The sequence below is a fragment of the Giesbergeria sinuosa genome (assembly GCF_042652905.1).
Taxonomy (GTDB): Bacteria; Pseudomonadota; Gammaproteobacteria; order Burkholderiales; family Burkholderiaceae_C; genus Simplicispira; species Simplicispira sinuosa.
The window spans coordinates 38,633-61,797 of record NZ_JBHSHJ010000015.1 but is presented as its reverse complement, the minus strand read 5'-3'; the positions used below and the strand labels follow the sequence as shown (position 1 = coordinate 61,797).

At 56.8% G+C, this 23,165-nt stretch carries 22 protein-coding genes; 9 read left to right on the top strand and 13 right to left on the bottom strand.

Features of this window, described 5'->3' with window-relative positions; all coding sequences use genetic code 11:
* Positions 1–41 precede the first annotated feature (41 nt).
* The 3 genes from ACFO6X_RS14775 to ACFO6X_RS14765 all read left to right on the top strand — a co-directional run bounded on the left by ACFO6X_RS14775 (position 42) and on the right by ACFO6X_RS14765 (position 4,336).
* On the top strand, positions 42–2,546 hold the full coding sequence (locus tag ACFO6X_RS14775; protein WP_382434519.1) for a DNA internalization-related competence protein ComEC/Rec2: 2,505 nt from the start codon (positions 42–44) through the stop codon (positions 2,544–2,546).
* A gap of 108 nt (positions 2,547–2,654) precedes the next feature.
* Positions 2,655–3,170, top strand: a complete 516-nt coding sequence (locus ACFO6X_RS14770) for a GNAT family N-acetyltransferase (protein ID WP_382434513.1) — start codon at positions 2,655–2,657, stop codon at positions 3,168–3,170.
* Positions 3,171–3,193: 23 nt separating this feature from the next.
* Positions 3,194–4,336, top strand: a complete 1,143-nt coding sequence (locus ACFO6X_RS14765) for a methyltransferase (protein WP_382434511.1) — start codon at positions 3,194–3,196, stop codon at positions 4,334–4,336.
* A gap of 5 nt (positions 4,337–4,341) precedes the next feature.
* On the opposite strand, the gene ACFO6X_RS14760 is transcribed toward ACFO6X_RS14765, so the two are convergent.
* On the bottom strand, positions 4,342–4,842 hold the full coding sequence (locus ACFO6X_RS14760; RefSeq protein ID WP_382434509.1) for a hypothetical protein: 501 nt from the start codon (positions 4,840–4,842) through the stop codon (positions 4,342–4,344).
* A gap of 120 nt (positions 4,843–4,962) precedes the next feature.
* Between ACFO6X_RS14760 and ACFO6X_RS14755 the strand changes: the two genes are divergently transcribed.
* On the top strand, positions 4,963–5,940 hold the full coding sequence (locus tag ACFO6X_RS14755; RefSeq protein WP_382434507.1) for a tRNA dihydrouridine synthase: 978 nt from the start codon (positions 4,963–4,965) through the stop codon (positions 5,938–5,940).
* 25 nt (positions 5,941–5,965) lie between these two features.
* Here the strand turns inward: ACFO6X_RS14755 and ACFO6X_RS14750 are convergent, their stop codons facing one another.
* Positions 5,966–7,168, bottom strand: a complete 1,203-nt coding sequence (locus tag ACFO6X_RS14750) for an ammonium transporter (RefSeq protein WP_382434505.1) — start codon at positions 7,166–7,168, stop codon at positions 5,966–5,968.
* Positions 7,169–7,366: 198 nt separating this feature from the next.
* Here ACFO6X_RS14750 and ACFO6X_RS14745 point away from each other — a divergent pair, with 198 nt between their 5' ends.
* Positions 7,367–8,485: an acyltransferase family protein gene (locus ACFO6X_RS14745; RefSeq protein WP_382434498.1), complete on the top strand. Its 1,119-nt coding sequence runs from the start codon at positions 7,367–7,369 to the stop codon at positions 8,483–8,485.
* Between the two features lie 7 nt (positions 8,486–8,492).
* Here the strand turns inward: ACFO6X_RS14745 and ACFO6X_RS14740 are convergent, their stop codons facing one another.
* From ACFO6X_RS14740 to ACFO6X_RS14725, 4 genes are all read right to left on the bottom strand, one after another.
* Complete coding sequence (locus tag ACFO6X_RS14740; protein ID WP_382434496.1) at positions 8,493–8,858, bottom strand: hypothetical protein; 366 nt, start codon at positions 8,856–8,858, stop codon at positions 8,493–8,495.
* A gap of 25 nt (positions 8,859–8,883) precedes the next feature.
* Positions 8,884–9,297 carry a nucleoside diphosphate kinase regulator gene (gene rnk, locus ACFO6X_RS14735; protein ID WP_382434494.1) on the bottom strand — a complete coding sequence of 138 codons (414 nt, stop codon included), beginning with the start codon at positions 9,295–9,297 and terminating at the stop codon, positions 8,884–8,886.
* A 98-nt stretch (positions 9,298–9,395) separates the two neighbouring features.
* A complete protein-coding gene (locus tag ACFO6X_RS14730; RefSeq protein WP_382434492.1) occupies positions 9,396–11,153 on the bottom strand; it encodes a phosphoethanolamine transferase in 1,758 nt (585 codons plus the stop codon).
* Between the two features lie 74 nt (positions 11,154–11,227).
* On the bottom strand, positions 11,228–12,337 hold the full coding sequence (locus tag ACFO6X_RS14725; RefSeq protein ID WP_382434490.1) for an S-(hydroxymethyl)glutathione dehydrogenase/class III alcohol dehydrogenase: 1,110 nt from the start codon (positions 12,335–12,337) through the stop codon (positions 11,228–11,230).
* A gap of 186 nt (positions 12,338–12,523) precedes the next feature.
* Between ACFO6X_RS14725 and ACFO6X_RS14720 the strand changes: the two genes are divergently transcribed.
* Both ACFO6X_RS14720 and ACFO6X_RS14715 read left to right on the top strand, forming a co-directional pair.
* Positions 12,524–13,528 carry an FtsZ/tubulin family protein gene (locus tag ACFO6X_RS14720; RefSeq protein ID WP_382434484.1) on the top strand — a complete coding sequence of 335 codons (1,005 nt, stop codon included), beginning with the start codon at positions 12,524–12,526 and terminating at the stop codon, positions 13,526–13,528.
* A gap of 76 nt (positions 13,529–13,604) precedes the next feature.
* Positions 13,605–14,699: a phospholipase D family protein gene (locus tag ACFO6X_RS14715; protein WP_382434481.1), complete on the top strand. Its 1,095-nt coding sequence runs from the start codon at positions 13,605–13,607 to the stop codon at positions 14,697–14,699.
* A gap of 161 nt (positions 14,700–14,860) precedes the next feature.
* On the opposite strand, the gene gltA is transcribed toward ACFO6X_RS14715, so the two are convergent.
* From gltA to ACFO6X_RS14680, 7 genes are all read right to left on the bottom strand, one after another.
* The gene (gene gltA / locus ACFO6X_RS14710) at positions 14,861–16,156 is read right to left on the bottom strand and encodes a citrate synthase (protein ID WP_382434479.1); all 1,296 of its coding nucleotides are present in this window, start codon (positions 16,154–16,156) and stop codon (positions 14,861–14,863) included.
* 55 nt (positions 16,157–16,211) lie between these two features.
* Positions 16,212–16,535 carry a succinate dehydrogenase assembly factor 2 gene (locus ACFO6X_RS14705; RefSeq protein ID WP_382434476.1) on the bottom strand — a complete coding sequence of 108 codons (324 nt, stop codon included), beginning with the start codon at positions 16,533–16,535 and terminating at the stop codon, positions 16,212–16,214.
* A 14-nt stretch (positions 16,536–16,549) separates the two neighbouring features.
* On the bottom strand, positions 16,550–17,257 hold the full coding sequence (locus ACFO6X_RS14700; protein ID WP_382434474.1) for a succinate dehydrogenase iron-sulfur subunit: 708 nt from the start codon (positions 17,255–17,257) through the stop codon (positions 16,550–16,552).
* Between the two features lie 22 nt (positions 17,258–17,279).
* Positions 17,280–19,085: a succinate dehydrogenase flavoprotein subunit gene (gene sdhA, locus ACFO6X_RS14695; protein WP_382434473.1), complete on the bottom strand. Its 1,806-nt coding sequence runs from the start codon at positions 19,083–19,085 to the stop codon at positions 17,280–17,282.
* 22 nt (positions 19,086–19,107) lie between these two features.
* Positions 19,108–19,473: a succinate dehydrogenase, hydrophobic membrane anchor protein gene (gene sdhD / locus ACFO6X_RS14690; RefSeq protein ID WP_382434471.1), complete on the bottom strand. Its 366-nt coding sequence runs from the start codon at positions 19,471–19,473 to the stop codon at positions 19,108–19,110.
* Positions 19,474–19,531: 58 nt separating this feature from the next.
* Positions 19,532–19,966, bottom strand: a complete 435-nt coding sequence (gene sdhC / locus ACFO6X_RS14685) for a succinate dehydrogenase, cytochrome b556 subunit (protein ID WP_382434469.1) — start codon at positions 19,964–19,966, stop codon at positions 19,532–19,534.
* Between the two features lie 146 nt (positions 19,967–20,112).
* Positions 20,113–20,904, bottom strand: coding sequence for a GntR family transcriptional regulator (locus ACFO6X_RS14680; protein WP_382434467.1), 792 nt, complete (start codon positions 20,902–20,904; stop codon positions 20,113–20,115).
* 170 nt (positions 20,905–21,074) lie between these two features.
* Here ACFO6X_RS14680 and ACFO6X_RS14675 point away from each other — a divergent pair, with 170 nt between their 5' ends.
* Together ACFO6X_RS14675 and ACFO6X_RS14670 are read left to right on the top strand one after the other, a co-directional pair.
* The gene (locus tag ACFO6X_RS14675) at positions 21,075–22,064 is read left to right on the top strand and encodes a malate dehydrogenase (protein WP_382434465.1); all 990 of its coding nucleotides are present in this window, start codon (positions 21,075–21,077) and stop codon (positions 22,062–22,064) included.
* Between the two features lie 84 nt (positions 22,065–22,148).
* Entirely contained in the window at positions 22,149–23,138 is a 990-nt protein-coding gene (locus tag ACFO6X_RS14670) for an HpcH/HpaI aldolase/citrate lyase family protein (RefSeq protein WP_382434463.1), read from the top strand.
* The last annotated feature ends 27 nt before the right edge of the window (positions 23,139–23,165 follow it).

Below are 23,165 nucleotides of genomic sequence, written 5' to 3'. Positions count from 1 at the left end.
AGCCCCAGTGCCATAGGCAGGGCAGTACGATGAGGCCCGCCATGAATGCACCATCTACTCCGCCCATTGCAGTGTTGCCCAACCCGATGGCAGACGATCGTGCCCGCGCATGGCCTTGGCATTTTCCGGTGCTGTTGCTGGGTGCTCTGGGAGGGGCGGGTGTGCAAGTGGGCCAAGCCCAACTCTGGTCGCCACAGTGGTATGGCGTTTTGGGCTTGGTGGGTGTGGTGTTGCTGTGGGTGGTGTGGCGTGCCCGGCGTTGGCCTGTCAGACGCTGCGCTTGGTGCACCAGTCTGCTCTGTGCTTTGGCAGCAGCGTTGCTGTTGTTTTCTGTGACGGGGTGGCGTGCCACCCAGTTTGCTGCGCAGGCACTCAACCCGGCTCTGGAAGGCCATGACCTGCGTGTGACTGGCATGGTCACGGCCATGTCCCAGCCCTTAGAGGGTGGGCAGCGTCTGCGGCTGGCGGTGGAGTCGGCCACTCTGGCGGGCCAAAAGGTGCACCTGCCCCAATTGATAGATGTGGGTTGGTACCACCGCCCACAGCACTCCAGTACCGAAGCCGATACCGTGGTGCGCCCCGGCGAGCGTTGGCAAATGACAGTGCGCCTCAAAGCACCGCATGGCCTGCGCAATCCACACGGCTTTGATTATGAACTCTGGGCATGGGAGCAGGATGTGCAAGCCGTGGGTGATGTGCGCATTAGCAAAAAAGACCCGGCTCCGCAGCGGCTGGCGGCCACCTACCAGCATCCCGTAGAACAAATCCGCCAACAAGTGCGCGACGCCATCATGCTGCAATTGGCTGCCCCCAAGCCTGCCGATGCTGCTGACCAGCGAGTGGCTGGCGTGGTGGCCGCCTTGGTGACCGGAGACCAGCGGGCGATTGAGCGTACAGATTGGGACTTGTTTCGTACCACCGGGGTGTCACACCTGATGAGCATTTCCGGGCTGCACATTACCTTGTTTGCTTGGCTGGCGGCGGCATTGATGCGGGGGCTGTGGCGGCGCTCCTCGCGCCTGTGCCTCATGGTGCCGGCGCCTTCTGCGGCACTGGTGGGGGGCGCTCTGCTGGCGGCGGCCTATGCTTTGTTCAGTGGTTGGGGGATTCCGGCGCAACGCACCATCTCTATGTTGTGTGCCGTGGCGCTGCTGCGCTTGTGGGGGCTGCGCTGGCCGTGGCCACAGGTTTGGTTGCTGACTTGTGCTGCAGTGGTGCTGCCCGACCCGTGGGCACTGTGGCAGCCGGGGTTTTGGCTCAGTTTTGTGGCGGTGGGTATTTTGTTTGCCAGCGATCCAGGCGCTGGCGCATCAGAGGCACCCAGTATCGTGGGCCGTTTTTTGGCGATGCTGCGCGAGCAGTGGGTGGTCACGCTGGCCCTGACTCCACTGGGCTTGCTGATGTTTGGTCAGGTGTCGTTGGTGGGGTTTGTTGCCAATCTGTGGGCCATTCCGTGGGTCACCTTGGTAGTCACGCCGTTGGCCTTTTTGGGGGTGGTGTGGGCACCGCTGTGGCAGTTGGCAGGCATGGCCGTGCAGGCGATGGTGGTTTGCTTAGAGTGGTTTGCCGCTGTGCCTTGGGCTACATTGTGGCTGCCCATTGCCCCGTTGTGGGCAGGCATCGCCGCTGTGGCGGGGGGGGCCTTGCTGGCCTTGTCTTGGCCGTGGCCGGTGCGTTTGTTGGGGTTGCCCTTGCTGATTCCAGTGTTTTTCTGGCAGCCGCCACGTCCGGCACCGGGGCAGTTTGAGTTGCTGGCCGTGGATGTGGGCCAAGGGTCGGCGGTGCTGGTACGCACAGCCAGCCGTACCTTGCTCTACGATGCGGGGCCACGCACCAGCACGGGTAGTGATGCCGGTAGCAGGGTGCTGGTGCCGCTGCTGCGGGCGCAGGGTGAGCACCTTGACACCCTGCTGCTCAGCCACCGTGACAGTGACCATGCTGGCGGTGCGGTCGCTGTGCTCAAGGCGCAGTCTCAGGCGCAGTTGCTGGGTTCTGTCACTGCGGAGCCTCATTTGCAGGCCTTGCGCCCTGTCACTGCCTGTGTGGCAGGCCAACGCTGGCATTGGGATGGTGTCGAATTTTTGGTCTTGCATCCCTCGCCGGTTGAGCCGGCTACCGCTGCTGTGGGCGCACGCAAGGCGCTCAGCAGCACCAATGCCCAAAGTTGCGTCTTGCGCATTGTGGCTGCAAAGGGTGTGGCGGCCTTGTTACCCGGTGATATCGAAACGGCCCAAGAGCAGACTTTGTTGGCACAACACGCTGTGTTGCGTGCCGATGTATTGTTGCTGCCACACCACGGTAGCAAGACATCCTCCAGTGCCGCATTTTTGGATGCTGTGCAGCCCCGCAGTGCCTGGGCACAGACGGGCTACCGCAACCGTTTCGGCCATCCGGCAGCCGAGGTGGTTGATCGCCTGCAAGAGCGTGGTATTACCTTGGTCGATTCTGTGCGTTGTGGCGCAGCCCATTGGTCTTCTGAACAGCCGGACATGGTGCATTGTGAACGTGCATTGCAGCCGCGTTACTGGCAACATTTACCGCCTTGAACTGCCCTCGAATGCTTTGGTGATCGTTCTGATCACTACCGCTGAAAATCCATTTGCGGCGACAATGCCGCTCCTTTTGATTTTTTCCTGTTTTCGTTCGGTTTTTTCATGTCCCTCCAGGTACGTCCCGCTACGCTTCGCGATGCCAAAGCCATTGCCCAACTCCATACCCTGTCGGCCCAAGCGGTCTACAAGGGTTTGATTCCTGATGAGCATCTCAAAACCATGTCGGTGGAAAAACGCCAGGCCTACTGGCGTGAAGCCATCGAGTACTGTGAGCCACAGGTTCAAGTGGCAGTGGAAGATGACAAGATCGTTGGTTTTGTCGGCTATGACCGCTCCCGCGATGAAAAGTCCCGCCCTACCACGGGTGAAATCTGGGCCATCTATGCGGCCCCTAGCCATTGGAACCAGGGTGTCGGTTTGGCACTGTGGGATGCAGCCCGCGAAGGTTTGCAAGAGGAAGGCTGCACCAACGTCACCGCTTGGGTGCCATTGCGCAATGAGCGAGCCATCCGTTTCCATGAGTTGGCGGGTTTTAAGCGCGAGATGTCCACTGCCAAAACAGCGGTAGTGGGTGGCGTCAAGATCGAAGAAGTTCGTCTTAAACGCTCTCTCAACTGAAATCCAATTTACAGAAAGCCACCATGATCGAATGGAACGAACAGGGCGAGGTGCGCACAGCGCGCTGGCGTTCCGAGAGCGGGGCACCCGCTCCCAAGCGCGTACTCTTGGCCGATGACACTTTGTCTGCCGATACCGCCTACCGCCATGCTTGTGCAGGGACTGCCTTGCTGTGGCGGGGTGATTTCCAAAACGCACGCCAGCTATTGCAGGCATTGATGCGCAGAGTGGATCGCAAGCCAGCCAAGGTGGCTGCCCGTGCCGCAGCCAAGTTAGCCCAAGCTACCCCGGAGCAGTCATTTCACTTGCATCGGCAGGCGCAATCACAGCGTGCCCGGACATTGGCTGCCATCGTCATCCAGTTGGAAGGCGATTACCGTATCGCCTTGCGCCGTGCGCCCGATTGGCGCCATGCCTGCACGCAAGCGTGGGGAGAGGCTACTGGTGAGCCCCAGGTGGTGACGTTGCGCGAACTCCTTGGCTTGGTAGGTGCCTACGAGTGGCGCAAGAAGGGTGTTGCCATTGCCGCGTTGGGTGCAGGTGCGCATATTCATCCGCATTACGGCGTTTTTTCGCCTGTACGTGGTGAATACATCGATTTGGTGGCACAAGTGCCACTGCCTTCGCAAGAGCTGGCCTTTGATATTGGTACTGGCACAGGTGTGCTGGCGGCAGTGCTGGCCCGTCGGGGAGTGCGCTGCGTTGTGGCTACTGAAAACGCCCCGCGCGCACTGGCTTGTGCCCAAGACAATATCCAGCGTCTTGGTCTACAGAGGCAGGTGCAATTGCAGGCTCTGGATCTGTTTCCTGCGGGGCAGGCGCCACTCATCGTTTGCAACCCACCGTGGCTACCTGCACGCCCCAACTCTTCGGTAGAGCATGCGATCTACGATGAAGGCAGCCGCATGCTGCGTGGTTTTTTGTCTGGATTGGCCTCCCATTTGGCCCCTGGGGGAGAGGGTTGGCTGATTTTGTCGGACTTGGCCGAACACCTAGGATTGCGCTCGCGTGAGCAGTTGCTGGGCTGGATTGCTGAGGCCGGTTTGCGCGTGTTGGAGCGCCATGATGTGCGTCCACAACACCCCAAGGTACACAATGCCAGTGATCCTCTGCATGTGGCGCGGTCGGCTGAAGTCACTTCGCTATGGCGTTTAGTGCCTGCCTGAGCGGCTCAGCAGGACTCCAGTGCTGCTTCTTCGGGGGCGGGACTGGCCAATACGGCGGCTACCTGGGCACGCAGCGATGCTGCTCGCTCGCCCCCGGCATGGTGACTGACTTGGGCAAACAGCTCCTCTGCTACATGGCGCAGGGTGTCGCCATCTCGGGCATTGCGCAGTGCCGTACGCAGGTTGTGGGCCAAATCGGGATGGGGGCGGGCAAACATGCGTTCGCAAATGTCAAACAAATACATGCGTGCGCCTGCCAGTGAAGATTCGGTGCGCAGCACAGCAGTTTGTGCTGTGTTGTGGGCATTGGCGCAGCCGCTACGCGTTAGGTAGCCTTGGTGCAGCAGGTTTTCCACAATTTGCGCTCCCATGCCGTGGTACATGGCTTGCAAGGCCGACACCGGCTTGCCATCGGCCAGTAGCAGCAATGAACGCTCACGCAGGCTCAGGGTGCGCACACCGGGTGAGAGTTCCTGGTGGGCTTTTTCAGTTTTCTGCAACAGCATGAAAATCAACCATTGGGTCAGGTAAAGAAGCAATTACACCGCCCAACGATGACAATTCAGTGAAGCCTTGGCTGGCTGTAGGTCAATGCCTACTGCCCTTTTTTTCTGCTTGGTGTTTTTATGCCCCTGCTTTTGGCCCCGATGGAGGGATTACTCGATTTTGTGCTGCGTGATGTGCTGACCCGCATTGGTGGCGTAGATCGTTGTGTGTCTGAGTTCATTCGTGTGACCGGTACATTGTTGCCCGACAAGGTATTTTTGCGCTATGTGCCAGAGTTGCACTACGGCAGTCGCACGTTGGCTGGTGTGCCAGTGCGGGCGCAATTGCTTGGTTCCGACCCAGTATGCATGGCCGAAAATGCTGCGCGTCTGGCGGCACTGGGCCCTGAAGGCATAGACTTGAACTTTGGCTGTCCCGCCAAGGTAGTCAACCGCCACGGTGGTGGTGCAGCATTGCTGCAAGACCCTGAGCATATTGCGACGCTGGTAGCAGCGGTGCGCCGTGCTGTGCCTGCAGGGCTTCCGGTATCGGCCAAGATGCGTCTGGGCTACCACGATGGCAGCTTGGCCCGTGAATGTGCCCAGGCCATGGCAGATAACGGAGCCTGCGAGATTGTGGTTCATGCCCGTACCAAGCAGGACGGTTACCGCCCCCCCGCCTATTGGGAACAAATCCCCGCTATTCAGGCTGCAGTGTCTGTTCCTGTGGTGGCCAACGGAGAAATTTGGACAGTACAAGACGCACAGCGTTGTCGCATGGTCTCAGGGTGTCAGTCGCTGATGTTGGGGCGCGGTATGGTGGCTGATCCGGGGCTGGCGCTGGCTATTCGCGCTGCAGATACCGCCCCTGGTGGTCTGCCGTTTGAAGTGACTATGGCGGCACCTGTGCAATGGTCTGATCTGTTGCCCCATATTGCCAGCTTCTGGCAGTTGGTGTGCAATGGCCTAGAGCCCCGCCAGCGGGCAGGCCGCCTCAAGCAATGGTTGAACCTGTTGCGCCGCCGTTTTCCTGAGGCCGAAGTAGCCTACCAGCAAATTCGCACCCAGACCGATCAGCGCACGATCACAGACTGGGTGCAAGCCCAGCAGTCCACATAAACAGTGGCCTGCACGGTTTTTGTGCTTACCAGCTTACCTCTCGGTCGGGGGTGGCACTGATTTTGTGCAAAGACAAATCGGCCCCGTCAAACTCTTCTTCTTGTGACAGGCGCAGACCCACGGTAGCCTTCAGGGCACCATAAACCAACGCACCACCCAACAAAGCCCAACACACGCCCATCGCTGTGCCTATCACTTGGCCCCAAAAACTCACGCCCCCCAAGCCACCAAGTGCCGATTGGCCGAAGATGCCAGCAGCAATGCCGCCCCAAGCACCACACAGGCCATGCAGAGGCCAGACACCCAGCACGTCGTCAATCTTCCACTTGTTTTGTGTGAGCGTGAACATCTGCACAAAGATGCTGCCAGCAATGGCACCCACCACCAAGGCACCCAAAGGGTGCAAGAGGTCGGAGCCTGCACACACGGCCACCAATCCGGCCAAAGGGCCATTGTGGACAAAGCCAGGATCGTTCTTGCCCAATACCAAGGCCGCCAGGGTGCCACCCACCATCGCCATCAGCGAATTGACGGCCACCAGCCCCGAGATTTTGTCTAGCGTTTGTGCGCTCATCACATTAAAACCAAACCAGCCCACAATCAAAATCCACGCTCCCAAAGCCAAGAAGGGGATGTTAGAAGGGGGGTGTGCCGAAATGGCCCCGTCCTTGCGGTAGCGGTTGGCGCGTGAACCGAGCAGCAACACGGCAGGCAATGCAATCCAGCCACCCACCGCATGCACTACGACAGAGCCCGCAAAGTCGTGAAATTCTTCGCCAGTCAGTGCCTTGATTCCATCTTGCACGCCAAAGTGCCGGTTCCAAGCAATGCCCTCAAAAAAGGGATAGATCAGACCCACAATCGCTGCGGTGGCAATCAACTGCGGCCAGAACTTGGCCCGCTCGGCAATGCCGCCCGAAATAATCGCAGGAATCGCGGCCGCAAAGGTGAGCAAGAAGAAAAAGCGTGTTAGCTCAAAACCATTCTTTTGCACCAGTACATCGGCACCAACAAAAAAGTGGGTGCCATAGGCCACGCCATAGCCCACAGCAAAGTACACCACGGTAGAAACCGAAAAATCGACCAAAATTTTGACTAAGGCGTTGACTTGGTTCTTTTTGCGTACCGTGCCCAGTTCCAGAAACGCAAAACCGGCGTGCATTGCCAGCACCATAATGGCGCCTAGCAAGATGAATAGGGTGTCGGTGCCCTGTTTGAGTGATTCCATGACTTTCTCTCGGCCTTGCAAGAGGCAATAAACAACATTTATGGTGCAAAACACCAACTTTGCACCATAAACAAGCAAAAATTGCGCCAGCTTGGTGTGTCAACCAGATGACAAACTGAGGCGTTAAGTGGGGGCATTTGCTTTCGGTGTGGTTGCCTTCCGGCCCGCAGGCGGTTGGGCACGCTGCTTTTTCTCTCTATGAATTCCCCCATTTCCCGTAATCCCTTGATTGATGTCATCAAGGGTTTGGCCTGTGCTGTGATTGTTTGGCACCATCTGGCGTTTTATGGGCCAATGTCCGATGTGGTGCATCTTCAGGCACCAACCTTGATAGAGTGGCTGTACAACAATGCCCGCATGGCGGTGCAAGTCTTTTTGGTGTTGGGGGGGTATCTGGCAGCAGCCAGTTTGGCACCACAGCAGGTGGCCCGTTTTGACAGTGCAAGTGCGCAATTGTTGCGCCGTTTTGTGCGTCTGGTCGTGCCTTATGCGGTGGCGCTGTTGTTGGCTGTCGGCGTTGCGGCGTTGGTGCGGCCTTGGTTTGAGCATCCCAGCGTGCCCGATGCTCCTTCGCTGTCGCAATGGTTGGCCCATGCCTTGCTCTTGCAAGACGTTGTTGGGGAGGAGGCACTGTCTGCAGGCGTTTGGTATGTAGCAATCGACTTTCAGCTGTTTGTCCTCAGCGTTGGTTTGCTGGCTGCAGGTCGTGCTTGGTCGGGCCAGCACCACCACAGAGCCGTTTTTGTGAGCACGCTCATGGTGGTGCTGCTCACGGGGGCTTCTTTGCTGTTCTTCAACCGTGACCCTGCCTGGGATCAGTGGGGGGTGTACTTTTTTGGTGCCTACGGTTTAGGTATGTTGTCGTATTGGGCGGTACATGCCTCGCGCCCGAGCCTGTGGTTAGCCGGTATGGCGTTGTTGGGTGTTGTGGCTTTGGGGCTGGATTTTCGGGTGCGGATTGCGGTCGCCTTGGGCACCGCGCTGGCGTTGGTGCTGTTGATGCGGTGCCCGGGGGTTGGGGCGCGATGGCCTGGCATTGCACTGCTACAGCGTTGGGGCCAGATGTCCTATTCGGTTTTCTTGGTGCATTTCCCGGTGTGTTTGCTGGTCAATGCTGTTGTGAGCCATTTCTGGCCGCAGTCGCTGTGGGTCAACAGTGCTGGCTTGGTGCTGGCATTTGCACTTTCGTTGGCGGTGGGGCGCATCCTCTACTTACGGGTAGAGTGCCGAGTGCCATCTTGGACATTGGCGTGGCGCTGGCAAGCCAGTTTGGTGGGTATGGGCTTGCTGGTGGTCTGGCTAGAGTTGTTGGCTTGACAGCGCCTTAATCCAAGGGTGTATCGGTGTTGCCACGTTGTGTGCGCCGGTGGTCAATGAACCACGCCAGCAAGGGCAATAACAGCAGCGATCCCGGAACAATCCAGATGATCAAGTAGGGGCTGACCGAAGAGGCTGAACGCATCACTTGGCGCAGTTGGGCGCGTTCATTGGCACTCCATTGGCCTTGGCGGCGTTGGCGCAACAACCAAACCACCGACCCTTTCATCGTCGCCATTTCTCGGCGCAGCCGAGTTTTTTCTCGATGGTTGCCTGCCAGAAACGAGCTAAACCATTCTGGCCGTTGGGCCATGCGCCGCTCCAGTGCGCGGTGGCGCAGGCGTTGCACCTGCAGCATTCTCGTGCGTGGCATGGTGGGGCTGTCTTTGCGTGCCCGCTCAGCGGTGCAATTCTCCAGCGCGTTCAGGCTGGTAGAGAATGTCCGTGACACGCACGGTCATGGCTTTGCCACCAGGGCCGGGCCATGCCAGCTCGTCTCCTACCGACAAACCCAGCAGCGCACTGCCTACAGGGGCCAGAATCGATACTTTGTCGGCACTGCCATCCAAATCACGGGGATAGACCAGCGTCAGGCGCAGCTCTTTGCCAGTTTCTACCATCGTGAACTGCACGGTGGAGTTCATGGTCACCACGTTGGGGGGCATCTCTTCGGGGGGCAAGACATCGGCACGGTCTAGTTCTGCCTGCAATTCTGCTTTGCCTGCCAACGCACTCGATGGAATGCCCGCCAGCAGCGCCTCAAGACGCTCCAGATCCAAGGAAGACAAAATCAGCGGCGGCTTGTGGCTCATGGCATCCTCACAGTAGGCAAAGGGCCGCAATGTAGCCCATTGTCTATCTCGCACTGGACTGCACGGGCAATCGTAAGCCGCTGTGGCTATTGCCCATGTCAACTGGTGGTGGCGGGCATGGTTTGGGCATTTTGTTGACGGCGGCAAAGGGCATAGATGTCTTGGGCACCTTGGTAGGCCGTGGTTTGCACATTCATAAGGCCCAGTACCGAATGGAAATAGGCATCGTGGGTGATGCGTTTTTGGGCCAATTCTTGTTGTAAGCAAGAGGTTTGCAAGTGGTTGCGTGTCTGCATGGCTGGAGACAGCCAAGTAATCCACGGCACATGCTTTTGCACGTCTGGGGCGATTGCATAGGGCAGACCATGCAGATACAGATTGCCCTCGCCCAAAGATTCGCCGTGGTCTGAAACATACATCATGGCTGTGGAGGCCTGACCAGAGCGATCTTGCAACCATTCAATGGTGGCGTGCAGAAAGGCGTCTGTCGCCACGATGCTGTTGTCATACGCATTCACCACCTGTGCCTGTCCACATTCTTGCAGAGCATTGGAGGTGCATTCGGGCTCAAACCTCTTGTGTGCTTTGGTCGAGCGTTTGAAATAGGCTGGGCCGTGGCTACCCATTTGGTGCATAACTACCACTGTGCCACGGGCACGTTGTTCGGCAGGCAATGCGGCAATCCGGGCATCCAGATCTTTGAGCATGATAGTGTCAGGGCACTCGCCTTGGGGGCACCAGTCGGGGTCGGTGTCACGGCTGGTGCTGGCTTGGGCCACTCGGTCGCAGACACCCTTGCAACCCGATTGATTGTCTATCCACAGCACCGCCAGCCCTGCATGGTGCAATACATCCATCAGACTCTCGAAATTGGCTTTGCGGCCTTCAAAACCTTCGCGCCCAAGATGAGAAAACATACAAGGCACCGATGCCGCTGTACTGGTGCCACAAGACCACGCATTGCGGGCGCTGACCAGATCAGTCCGACTGGACAGCAGTGGGGTGGTGTTGCGTTCATAACCGTTGAGGCCAAAGTGGTCGCTGCGGGCGGTCTCGCCCAGCACCAGCACCAGCAGTGGCGGCTTGGCTTGCTGGGCATAGCTGGCACCGAGTTGGGCATCACGCCCCAGAGGGAGCAGGGTGCTTGTATCCATGCGCAGCGGTTTAGAGACCAAATGCACCAGCGCATAAACGCTATTGAGGGGGTTAATCAGGTAGCGCAACTGGGTGTGGTTACGCATGGTGGAGGCAAAGTCCTGAAACACCAACAGCAAGGCAGCCACCAATATCAACACGGCAGCTGTGAGCAGGCCTGCATTGTGGGCCAGATGGCGCACCACCCCTAGCGAGCGTACTGGATAGCGCCACAACCACCATAGCGGGGGCGCAGCCAGTGCCACCACGGTGGCAGGCAAACGCCAGTTGAGCAAATCGCCAGCTTCGCGCACATCGGTTTGCAGCACATTGGTCAACATGCTGGCATCAATCACGATGCCATAGTTGAGCATAAAGTAACTGCCAAAAGCGGCCATGATCACAAAGCTGCCCAGCACCCACTTGGTGGCACGACCCCAAGCCAACAGGCTTAACACGGCTACGTTGCCTGCCGCCACAATCACCGCAAAAGCCAGCACAAACCCCCAGCCATGCAGGCCTCCACCGCTGGGTAAGGCCGTGACTTCGCGCCACAGGGCGGCATTGCACACCGTAGCCAACCAGGCGCTGACCAGCACCATCAGCCAGGCAGGATGCCAGGCCAGAGGTGCGGTACTGTTGACGCTGGCTGTGTCTGAGGAGCGGGGGCGGAGGCGAGAGCTGGCTAAAAAAGACAGCCAGCGGGTCAGGGTCTGGGGCATAGGCGGCGATTGTTGTGCCGCTGCCTTAAGTGCAGATTAATGTTGTGCCAAGCCTGAGAGATGAAGGGCGTTGCTCAGTAAACCACTACCGAGCGGATCGATTTGCCCTCGTGCATTAAGTCAAATGCGCTATTGATATCGCTCAGTGGCATGGTGTGGGTGACAAAAGGTGCCAGCTGGATTTTGCCGCTCATTGCATCTTCCACCATGCCGGGCAACTCACTGCGGCCTTTGACCCCACCAAAGGCAGAGCCCAGCCACTTGCGCCCAGTGACCAATTGGAAGGGGCGGGTAGAGATTTCTTTACCCGCACCAGCTACCCCAATGATGACGCTCTGACCCCAGCCCCGGTGGGCGCACTCCAGCGCCGCACGCATCACCTCGACATTGCCAATGCACTCAAAGCTGTGGTCTACGCCCCAACCGGTCATCTCGACAATCACTTGCTGGATCGGCTTGTCAAAATCTTTTGGATTGACAAAATCCGTGGCCCCAAACACCTTGGCCAAATCAAATTTGGCCGGGTTGGTATCAATGGCGATGATGCGCCCAGCTTTGGCGAGCTTGGCCCCTTGAATCACGGCCAAGCCAATGCCACCCAAACCAAACACGGCTACGCTGTCGCCCTCTTGCACTTTGGCCGTGTTTTTCACGGCCCCTAGGCCGGTGGTGACGCCACAACCGAGTAGGCATACTTGTTCTGGGTTGGCCTCGGGGTTGATCTTGGCCAGTGAGACTTCGGCCACCACGGTGTATTCACTGAAAGTAGAGCAGCCCATATAGTGGTAAATGGGCTGGCCGTTGTACGAGAAGCGCGTAGTGCCATCGGGCATCACACCTTTGCCTTGGGTAGCACGCACGGCCACGCAGAGGTTGGTTTTGCCAGATTTGCAGAACAAGCACTCGCCGCACTCGGCGGTATAGAGCGGAATCACATGGTCGCCGGGTTTGACGCTGGTGACGCCTTCGCCCACCTCCACCACAATGCCTGCACCCTCGTGGCCCAGCACCGCCGGAAAGATACCTTCTGGGTCTTCACCCGACAGGGTAAACGCATCGGTGTGGCATACGCCGGTGTGCGTAATTTTGACCAGCACCTCACCTTTTTGCGGCGGTGCCACATCAATTTCAACGATTTGCAGGGGTTCACCGGCCTTGAAGGCAACAGCAGCTTTGGATTTCATGGGGTAAATATTCTGAAAGGATGGTGAAAAGAAGGTTGCAGCAGCGCATAGCCATGCCGCATAGACTCGCAACTATAGGCCAGCACTGGACGATGGGGCAAGCCGATGCAGCGCAACAGGACGAAATGGGCCTTCGTCCTGCCAGCCCATAATGGGGCACCGTTTTATTCCATGCCAAGTCCATACATGAAAACGACTGCTCTGACTCCGCTCCAGTGGAAAATTACCAAGGATGGTTCCGTGTCTGAAGTAGCCGCTCTGCGCGTTGGCATCATCGCCGTAGGGTATGGCGGCTGTGAAATGTTGCCACAGGTAGCCGCAGCCTTGGGCCAAACGGTTATGAGTACCATTGCCCTCCATACCGATACCGAAGAACTGGCGGCCAGTCTGGCCCAACACCGGCTGCACTTTAACAACACAGCCAAAGAGGCTTGGCCAGAAGACCTACAGGCGCAACTTCACACTTTGCAGCCAGTTTTAGCTACGCTGCAGGTGGTCTTTCTGCTGGCCCATTTGGGCGATGAAATCAGTGCCCACTTGTCCCCCACCCTAGCCGACCTGCTGGCAGCACAAAAATCACCCTGTGTGGCCGTAGTGACAACGCCGTTTGAGTACGAAGGCGGACGCAGGCAGCGGCGTGCCAACGAGTCTCTACAGTCTTTACAGGGGCGGGCGCCCATGCTGTGCGAGGTATCAGGCGACCTGATACTGGAACAAAACTCAGACATCACGCAGACGGAAGCCGCAGAAACCACCACGGAATGGACGGAGCAGATTTGTCGCAGTGTCTTGGCGCTGTTGGATCCGGGTGGTTTGGTGGCTTTGGATTGGCAAGACATCCAGCAAACCTTTGGTTCCGAAGTGCTGGTGATGGGCAAAGGCACAGCGACTGGGCCACAAGCTCCCTTGCGTGCTTTTGTGGCGGCGCTCGATGGCCCCTTGCTGAACGCTGAAACGTTGCGCCAGGCGGATGCTGTGTTGGTGGTGCTGGAGGCCGTGCCGGAAATGCTACAGCTTTGGCAGGTGCGCGATTTGATGGCTACTGTTCGCAAAACGCTGTCGTTGGATGCCGAAATGCTGTTCAGTGCTGTGCCTGTGGCCGAACAGGAGGGGGCAGCGGTGATGAGCGTTTTTTTGCCTAAGGGGGAATATAGTTGCCAATCAAAACCAACACCGTTGCATCAAGCCTGAGGCTGTATAAATAATTTTATGTAATCCATGTAAAAATTTTTAATATTTTCAACATATTCAATTTAAACAATCGCGTTTGATTGATATCAAATCGGTATTTTTAAGGGTAAATATGCTGTTGCTGGAAGATAATTTAAGCAGAGAAATCAAAAAACTTTTGAGCGGAGACAATACGTTGCGTATTGCCGTTGCTTTTATTGGCAATGGAGCAAGCCGATTAATCAATCCGATGGCGAGAGATGTTAGGATTGTCTGCAACTTGACCATGGGCGGCACCAATCCCGTAGAAGTTGCAAGACTTATTGAGCAATTCGGCAAGGAAAACATCAGACAAATCGACAATCTTCATGCCAAGCTCTACATCAGTTCTGAGTATGCAATTGTCGGTTCTGCCAACATGTCTAACAATGGTCTTGGTACCCAGCCCAATGCGTTGCGCGAAGCAGGATATAAATTTAATCTCGATCAGCCCAGTGGAAAACGTAGCCTAGATTGGTTTCATAATTTATGGGAAAGCGCACATCCAATCACCGATCAAGACCTGAAAGAGACAGCAGAAAAATGGAGTCGGAGGAATCGAGCTAGAGATGGTGAGGATGTGATTGAGTCACCACCGCCTGAGATACTGGAACAGCAGCCACTGTCAGAGTTTTTGAAAAACACTCCCCTCAGTGCAGATTGTATTTTTTCCTTTTATTATCACTCTAGGCCGAGACTCAATGAAGAAGATGAAGCGAAAATTCAAGGAGGTTATGGTAATGAAATTGAATATTTTGAGGAAGGCACTTATGATAATAAAAAAGATGCTGATAGGCAGTGCAATCAAATACGAAATAGATTGGAGCTTTCACCAAACGGAAAAATTGTATTTTGCATAAATATGGTGGCAACAAGAAACCCGAGAGGCAATAAATTCCGGGCAGATTCATTTGTTGCGAAAATCAAAGATATTCTTGTTTTTAAAAGTTCTGCGGGCAAATTTGAAGTTATTTCTTTGCACGAGGAGTGCAAAAATTACCCAATAACAATTGATGAAAAATTTACAGAACTTCTTTCTTCGGCATATATAGATACCGTAAAACATCCAAATTTTTACAATTTTGTAAACGAAGCACTTGGTGTGCAGAATAATTATTGCACTTTCAGTGAGTTGAAAAATGCTTTGAATTAAAATACAGCACTTTGATCTTGTCACCAAAACTAAAAAAGCAGCGGTAGCACATTGTCTGCCACGGCAATTAAACAAACGACAGGCAAGAAAAAACCCGCCGGGGCACGGCGGGTTTTCAACATTTGCAGCACCTAGGCGCTGCAAAAGACCATTGAGGCTTTTTAGGCCACGTCGCGGCGGGGCGAGCCGGTGAACAGTTGGCGTGGGCGGCCAATTTTGTACTCGGGGTCGCTGATCATTTCGTTCAGTTGGGCAATCCAGCCCACGGTACGGGCCAGAGCAAAAATACCAGTGAACAGGTTGACGGGGATGCCGATGGCGCGTTGCACGATACCGGAGTAGAAGTCTACGTTGGGGTAGAGCTTGCGTTGAACGAAGTAATCGTCTTCCAGAGCGATCTTTTCCAGTTCCTTGGCCAGCTTGAACAGCGGATCGTTTTCCAGACCCAGTTCGGCCAGCACTTCGTTGCAAGTTTCTTGCATCAGCTTGGCGCGGGGATCGTAGTTCTTGTACACGCGGTGACCAAAACCCATCAGCTTGACGCCGGAGTTTTTGTCCTTGACCTTTTCCATGAACTCGCCAACCTTGGACACACCACCTTGGCGCTGGATGTCTTCCAGCATGTTCAGGCAGGCTTCGTTGGCGCCGCCGTGGGCAGGGCCCCACAGGCAAGCTACACCGGCAGAGATAGCGGCAAACGGATTGGTACCCGAAGAGCCGCACAGGCGCACAGTGGAGGTGGAGGCATTTTGCTCGTGGTCAGCGTGCAAGATGAAGATGCGATCCATCGCACGTTCGATCACAGGGTTGACCTTGTACTCTTCGCAAGGCGTACCAAACATCATGCGCAGGAAGTTGCCAGCGTAGCTCAGGTTGTTCTGTGGGTACATGTAAGGCTCACCCTTACCGTACTTGTAAGCCATTGCCACCAAGGTAGGCATCTTGGCAATCAGGCGGATTGCGGCCACATCACGGTGCTCGGGGTTGTTGATGTCGGTGCTATCGTGGTAGAAGGCCGACATGGCACCCACCAAGCCGGTCAGCACAGCCATCGGGTGGGCATCACGGCGGAAGCCACGCAGGAAGAACTGCATTTGCTCATTGACCATGGTGTGATCCAGCACCAGCTTGTGGAAGTCGGCACGCTGGCCGGCGCTGGGCAGTTCACCCTTGAGCAACAGGTAACAGGTGTCGAGGTAGTCGCACTTGGTAGCCAGTTGTTCGATGGGGTAGCCACGGTAGAGCAACTCACCCTTATCGCCATCAATATAAGTAATGGCCGATTGGCAGGAGGCGGTGGACAGGAAGCCAGGATCGTAGGTGAACATGCCTGTTTGGCCGTACAGCTTACGGATGTCAATGACATCTGGGCCGATGTTGCCATGGTACACAGGAAGTTCCACGCTGGGGCTGCCGTTGGAGAACGACAGGGTGGCTTTGTTGTCAGCTAACTTCATTGCTAATTTCCTTGGGGTAGGTTGCCGATGGTCGGGGCTGGGGAGCGGTGTGGGTTTAGTGCGCTGGCGCGGGTGCGTCACTGCCACCTTGGCGCATCATGCCAAGCACTTCACGCACTTCTTCGGTGTCCAACGCACCTTCGGGATCACGCCGCTGTAGCAGCAGATCCAGCAGGTCGTTGTCTGCCAAATCCATCAACGCATTCATGCCATTGGCATGGCGTTGGGTCAATTGAGAAGCAAAGCGGGTGAAAAACCGTTCGATGAACAAGTCGTTCTCCACCATGCCACGCCGACTGCGCCAGCGCAACATGCTTACCGCCCGCTCATCCAGCAGTGGCAAAGTTGCCACCGCGTCGGAGGATGGAATTTCACCCATGATCTGTCTGTGCCTTAGATGGCGCGACGCACCATCAGCTCTTTGATCTTGCCAATGGCCCGGGTGGGGTTCAGACCCTTGGGGCACACATCGACGCAGTTCATGATGGTGTGGCAGCGGAACAGACGGTAGGGGTCTTCCAGATTGTCTAGGCGTGCAGCGGTTTCTTCGTCACGGCTGTCGGCGATGAAGCGATACGCTTGCAGCAGACCAGCGGGGCCAACAAACTTGTCGGGGTTCCACCAGAAGCTAGGGCAGCTGGTCGAGCAGCTGGCGCACAAAATGCACTCGTACAGGCCGTTGAGTTCTTCACGCTCTTCGGGCGACTGCAGGCGCTCTTTGGTGGGCGAGGTCAGGCTGTCGTTTTGCAGGTAGGGCTTGATCGAGTTGTACTGCTTGAAGAACTGCGTCATGTCCACGATCAGATCGCGAATCACGGGCAGACCGGGCAGGGGCTTGAGCACGATGTCACCTTGCAGGGTGTTCATGTTGGTCAGGCAGGCCAAACCGTTCTTGCCATTGATGTTCATGGCATCAGAGCCACACACGCCCTCACGGCAAGAGCGCCGGAAAGAGATGGTGGGGTCTTGTTCCTTGAGCTTGACCAGTGCATCGAGCAACATGCGTTCGTGGCCGTCCAGATCGATCTGCACGGTTTGCATGTAGGGCTTGGCATCCTTGTCTGGATCGTAGCGGTAGATTTTGAAAGTGCGTTTTGCCATTGTTTGCTCCAGTTCGCTGCGATCAGAAGGTACGGACCTTGGGCGGCACGCTGTCCACGGTCAAGGGCTTGAGGTTCACGGGCTTGTAGGTCAAGCTGTTGTTGGCGCTGTGCCACAGGGTGTGCTTCATCCACTCCTTGTCGTTACGACCCAGTGGGAATTCGGCGTGGTCGGCAGGATGCTCGTAGTCGTATACGGTGTGGGCGCCACGGCATTCTTTGCGGGCAGCTGCCGAAGTCATGGTGGCTTGTGCCACTTCGATCAGGTTGTCCACTTCCAGAGCTTCCATACGGGCGGTGTTCCAGACTTTGGACTTGTCTTGCAAAGTCACGGAGGACACTTGCTCGCGCAGGGCGTTGATCTTGACCACACCTTCGTCCATACCCTTTTGCGTGCGGAACACGCCAGCGTGTTGCTGCATCGAGGTGCGGATGTTGTTGGCAAGTGCCTGTGCATAGGTGCCGCTCTTGGATTCTTGCAGTTGGTTCAGGCGCGTCAGGGTACGCTCAGAACCATTGGCGGGCACGGGTTGGTGGTCGCCATGCGCTTTAACAAACTGAACGATGTGCTTACCAGCCGACTTGCCAAACACCAACAAATCGAGCAGCGAATTGGTGCCCAGACGGTTAGCACCATGCACCGACACGCAGGAGCATTCGCCCACTGCATACAGGCCATTGACCACATGGTTTTGCACACCATCGTGTACCACCACTTGACCATTGATATTGGTCGGGATACCGCCCATTTGGTAATGGATGGTGGGCACAACGGGAATGGGCTCTTTGGTGATGTCGACGTTGGCGAAGTTGTGGCCGATTTCTTCCACCGAGGGCAGACGCTTGCGGATGGTGTCGGCGCCGAGGTGGTCCAACTTCATCAGGATGTAGTCCTTGTTGGGGCCACAGCCACGGCCTTCCTTGATTTCTTGGTCCATCGAGCGCGACACGAAATCGCGTGGTGCCAAGTCTTTCAGGGTAGGCGCATAGCGTTCCATGAAGCGTTCGCCATTGCTATTGAGCAAAATAGCACCTTCGCCACGGCAGCCTTCGGTCAGCAGCACACCTGCACCGGCCACGCCGGTGGGGTGGAACTGCCAAAATTCCATGTCTTGCAGCGGAATACCTGCGCGGGCCGCCATGCCCAAGCCATCGCCAGTGTTGATGAAGGCGTTGGTCGAAGCAGCAAAAATACGACCAGCGCCACCCGTAGCCAGCAGCACAGCTTTGGCGTGCAACTCGTACAGGTCGCCAGTCTCTAGCTCTAGCGCCGTGACGCCGACCACATCGCCTTGGCTGTTGCGGATCAAGTCCAGTGCCATCCACTCAACAAAGAAGTTGGTCTTGGCTTTGACGTTTTGCTGGTACAGCGTGTGCAGCATGGCGTGGCCGGTACGGTCAGCCGCTGCGCAAGCGCGTTGCACGGGTTTTTCGCCATAGTTGGCGGTATGACCACCGAACGGACGTTGGTAAATGGTGCCATCAGGGTTGCGGTCGAATGGCATACCGAAGTGTTCCAACTCGATCACGACGTTGGGGGCTTCGCGGCACATGAACTCAATCGCGTCTTGGTCGCCCAGCCAGTCAGAACCCTTGATGGTGTCGTAGAAGTGATAGTGCCAGTTGTCTTCCGACATGTTGCCCAAAGAGGCCGATACGCCACCTTGGGCGGCCACGGTGTGGCTACGGGTGGGGAACACTTTGGACAGCGAGGCCACATTCAGGCCAGCGCGGGAGAGTTCGAGGGCGGCGCGCATACCAGAGCCGCCGGCCCCGACGATGACGACGTCAAATTTGCGCTTAGTGATGTTAGCGTTGGTGTAGCTCATTATTTACCTTCAGTCGCGGGAATCAGAGACGCCACAAAACTTGGAAACCCCAGCCAGCACAGCCGACCAGCCAGACGATGGTGAAAACCTGCAATACCAGGCGCAGTCCCACGGGTTGGATGTAGTCCATCCAGATGTCACGGACACCCACCCAGACGTGCCAAGCCAATGCCACGATGACAGAGAAAGTGACCACTTTCATCCATTGGCTGGAGAAAATGCCTGCCCAAGCAGCGTAGCCAATGGGGCCTTTGGTAAAGATCAGTTGTGCCAGCACAACCACTGTGAACAGCGCCATCAGGGCCGCTGTGACGCGCTGGCTCAGCCAGTCGCGCAGACCATAGTGGGCACCGACGACGATGCGCTTGGAGCCGTAATTGACGGACATGGTGAAATTCCTTTTGAATGAGGGAGTAGGCTGGGATGCAGTGATGGCGATAGGGCGATCAGTACAAGCCGAACAGCTTGGCACCCAGAACCAAGGTCAGGCCAATGCTCAGCACCAGCGTAACCACGGCAGACGACTTGCCGGACTCTTTGGTGACCGAGTCATGGTTCATATCCATACGCAGGTGGCGCACACCAGCGCAGAAGTGGTGCAGGTAAGCCCAGATGAGGGCCAGTGCCACCAGCTTCACGAACCAGCCGGGCAAAAAGCCCAGACCAGCACTAAAGGCAGCCGTGAAACTCGCAAAGGAGATTTCGGACGACAGCGACATGTCGAACATCCAGAGAATGAACGGCAGCAACAAGAACATGATGACACCACTGGCACGGTGCAGGATCGAAACCCATGCAGCCGGGGCCATGCGATAAGTCGTCAGGTCCTTGAAGGCGTTGATGTTGCGGAATTCAGGCCGCTTTTTGGCTAGCTCAGTCATGGCAAATGCTTTCGTGGATGTAACTGCGTGGTAATTTTTGCGCAGGCAAAGGAAGCCAAAATTCTATTGCAATGCAACAAGGCGTGGATTTGGCGCGGCGCGTATTCTCGATGGTTTGCTGACATGGCGCTGATGGAACCGCCTGTTTAGCTCAAGTCGTTGCGGTAGTGGTGGGTGTCGGTACGGTACAAACCACGGCGTAACTCCATTGGAACATCGTTGTAGGTATAGGCCAGCCGCTCAACGCTCAACAAGGGGGTATCGGGCGAAACTTGTAACAGCTCTGCCTGCTCAGGGTCTGGGAGAACGGCACGAATTTTTTCGGCAGCCCGCACCATGCGCACGCCAAAGTTGAGTTCAAACATGGCGTAAGTGGGGCCGGGGTAACTGGCCATTTGGTGGGCAGTCAGTCCTTTGAACGAAACGCCAGGCAGCCAGATGTCTTCCAAGATAGTAGGCACGCCACTGAACGACAGTATCCGACGTGCTTGCACTACTGGATCGCCAGCGCGCAGACCCAAGATGCGGGCCACATCGGCATTGGCGCGCACCCGTTTGCAATCGATGATGTGGCGCTGCGCTGGACGCTCCACGTTGGCATCACCACTGTCTGGGAGCAGTCGCAGGAAGCGGTATTGCACCTGTTGTTCGGCATGGGTGGCTACAAAGGTGCCCTTGCCTTGGCGGCGCACCACCAAGTTTTCGGCAGCCAGATCGTCAATGGCCTTGCGCACGGTGCCTTGGCTGACGCGAAAGCGTGCAGCCAACTCCATCTCGCTGGGGATGGCTTCGCCGGGCTTCCATTCGCCTGCTTGGAGGCTGTGCAGTATCAAACCCTTGATCTGTTGATACAACGGGCTGAACGCAGGCACAGAAAGCCCCGCAGCACTGGGCAACGAGATGGGATTATCAGAGGAGGGAAAGGGCAATGACGACATGGTGACGCAGGCGCATCATATCTTATATAAGACATAAGACAAATTGACTGGTAGCAAAAATCAACGCTACAATCTTCACCTGTTTGCGGGGCACATGTTGCTGGTAACAGGCGCAGGTGGCAACCGCTGCAATCTCCCCTGTTTTCCTTCACTTCCTGGAGTTTTCCACCATGAGCAAAGCACCCGTTCGCGTGGCCGTCACCGGCGCAGCAGGTCAAATCGGTTACGCCCTGTTGTTCCGCATCGCCTCCGGCGAAATGCTGGGCAAAGACCAGCCCGTCATCTTGCAACTGCTCGAAATCCCAGACGAAAAAGCCCAGAACGCCCTCAAGGGCGTGATCATGGAGCTGGAAGACTGCGCTTTCCCGCTGCTGGCTGGCATTGAGGCCCACTCTGATCCCATGACGGCCTTCAAAGACACCGACTACGCGCTGTTGGTCGGTGCCCGTCCTCGTGGCCCCGGCATGGAACGTGCCGACCTGCTGGCCGCCAACGCTGCCATCTTCACCGTGCAAGGTAAGGCGCTCAATGCCGTGGCTTCGCGCAATGTCAAGGTGCTGGTGGTGGGCAACCCTGCCAACACTAACGCCTACATTGCCATGAAGTCGGCCCCCGATCTGCCAGCCAAGAACTTCACTGCCATGCTGCGTCTGGACCACAACCGCGCTGCTTCGCAAATTGCCGCCAAGACAGGCTCTGCCGTGGGCGACATTCGCAAGCTGACTGTGTGGGGCAACCACTCTCCTACCATGTACGCCGACTACCGTTTTGCCACCATCAATGGCGCTTCGGTCAAAGAAACCATCAACGACCAAGTCTGGAACGCTGAAGTGTTCCTGCCCACCGTGGGCAAGCGTGGCGCTGCCATCATCGCTGCCCGTGGTCTGTCGTCGGCTGCTTCGGCTGCCAACGCTGCCATCGACCACATGCGCGATTGGGCCTTGGGCTCCAATGGCGAGTGGGTCACGATGGGTGTGCCTTCCAACGGCGAGTACGGCATTCCTGCTGGCATCGTGTTTGGCTTCCCCGTCACCACTACCCCTGACGGCGAATACAAAATCGTCGAAGGTCTGGAAATTGATGCCTTCTCGCAAGAGTGCATCAACAAGACTTTGGCCGAGCTGCAAGGCGAAGCCGATGGCGTGAAACACCTGCTGTAAACGCCCCTAAGAGCGCAGACCCAGATGCCTGTGTGTATTCTGGGGCTGCGCTTTGCTTTTTCTCGGCCTAGTGTGTAATTTTCCATGACCCATCCCCGCGACGTTCTCCTTGGTGCCCAGGCGCAAACTGGTTTTTTGCCCGTCTGTGACCATTACAGTGGCGTTGAAGTGCGGATGCGCAAAAGCCTGCAATTGCAGGCTGAAATGACTGAAGAATTGGGTACCTGCGTCTTTGATGTGACGCTGGACTGTGAAGATGGTGCTCCCGTGGGCGGTGAGGCACCACACGCTGCCTTGGTGGCTGCCTTGGCCCGTGCAGCCGCTCCGGGTGCCCGTGTGGCGGCCCGTGTGCATCCCGTTGATCATCCTGCCTTTGCCAACGATATGGCTACCATTGCCGGTGAGGCTGGGCATAAGCTGTGCCACATCATGCTGCCCAAAGTGGAGTCGGTCGATGATGTGCTGCTGGCCGAAAAGGCGTTGGAGCGTGCAGGGGCTGCGCATTTGCCGTTGCAAGTGCTGATTGAGTCGCCCGCTGCTGTGCATCGCGCCTTTGACATCGCCGCACATCCGCGCGTGCAAAGCCTGAGTTTTGGCTTGATGGATTTTGTCTCGGCGCACGGGGGGGCTATTCCGGCCTCGGGCATGACTTCTGCAGGGCAGTTCACGCACCCGTTGGTGGTGCGCGCTAAGCTGGAAATTGCTGCGGCTTGCCATGCCCACGGCAAGGTGCCATCACATTGTGTAGTGACCGAGTTTACCGATGGTGCGGCCATGCAGGCTGCAGCCCACCGTGCTGCCGCTGAGTTGGGCTACACCCGGATGTGGAGCATCCATCCGGCCCAAATTCGCCCCATTTTGGCTGCCTTCGCCCCAGCCCCCAACGAGATTGACCAAGCCGCACGCATCATTGCGGCGGCTGTTGCTGCCGACTGGGCACCTATCAGTGTCGATGGTGTTTTGCATGACCGGGCCAGTTACCGCTATTTTTGGCAACTGTTAGAGCGTGCCCACCAGACAGGTCGGTCTTTGCCAGTTGAGGTACAACACTGGTTGTTACCTGTTCAACCTTGATCTGATCAGATCTGATTTTCCTGCTGG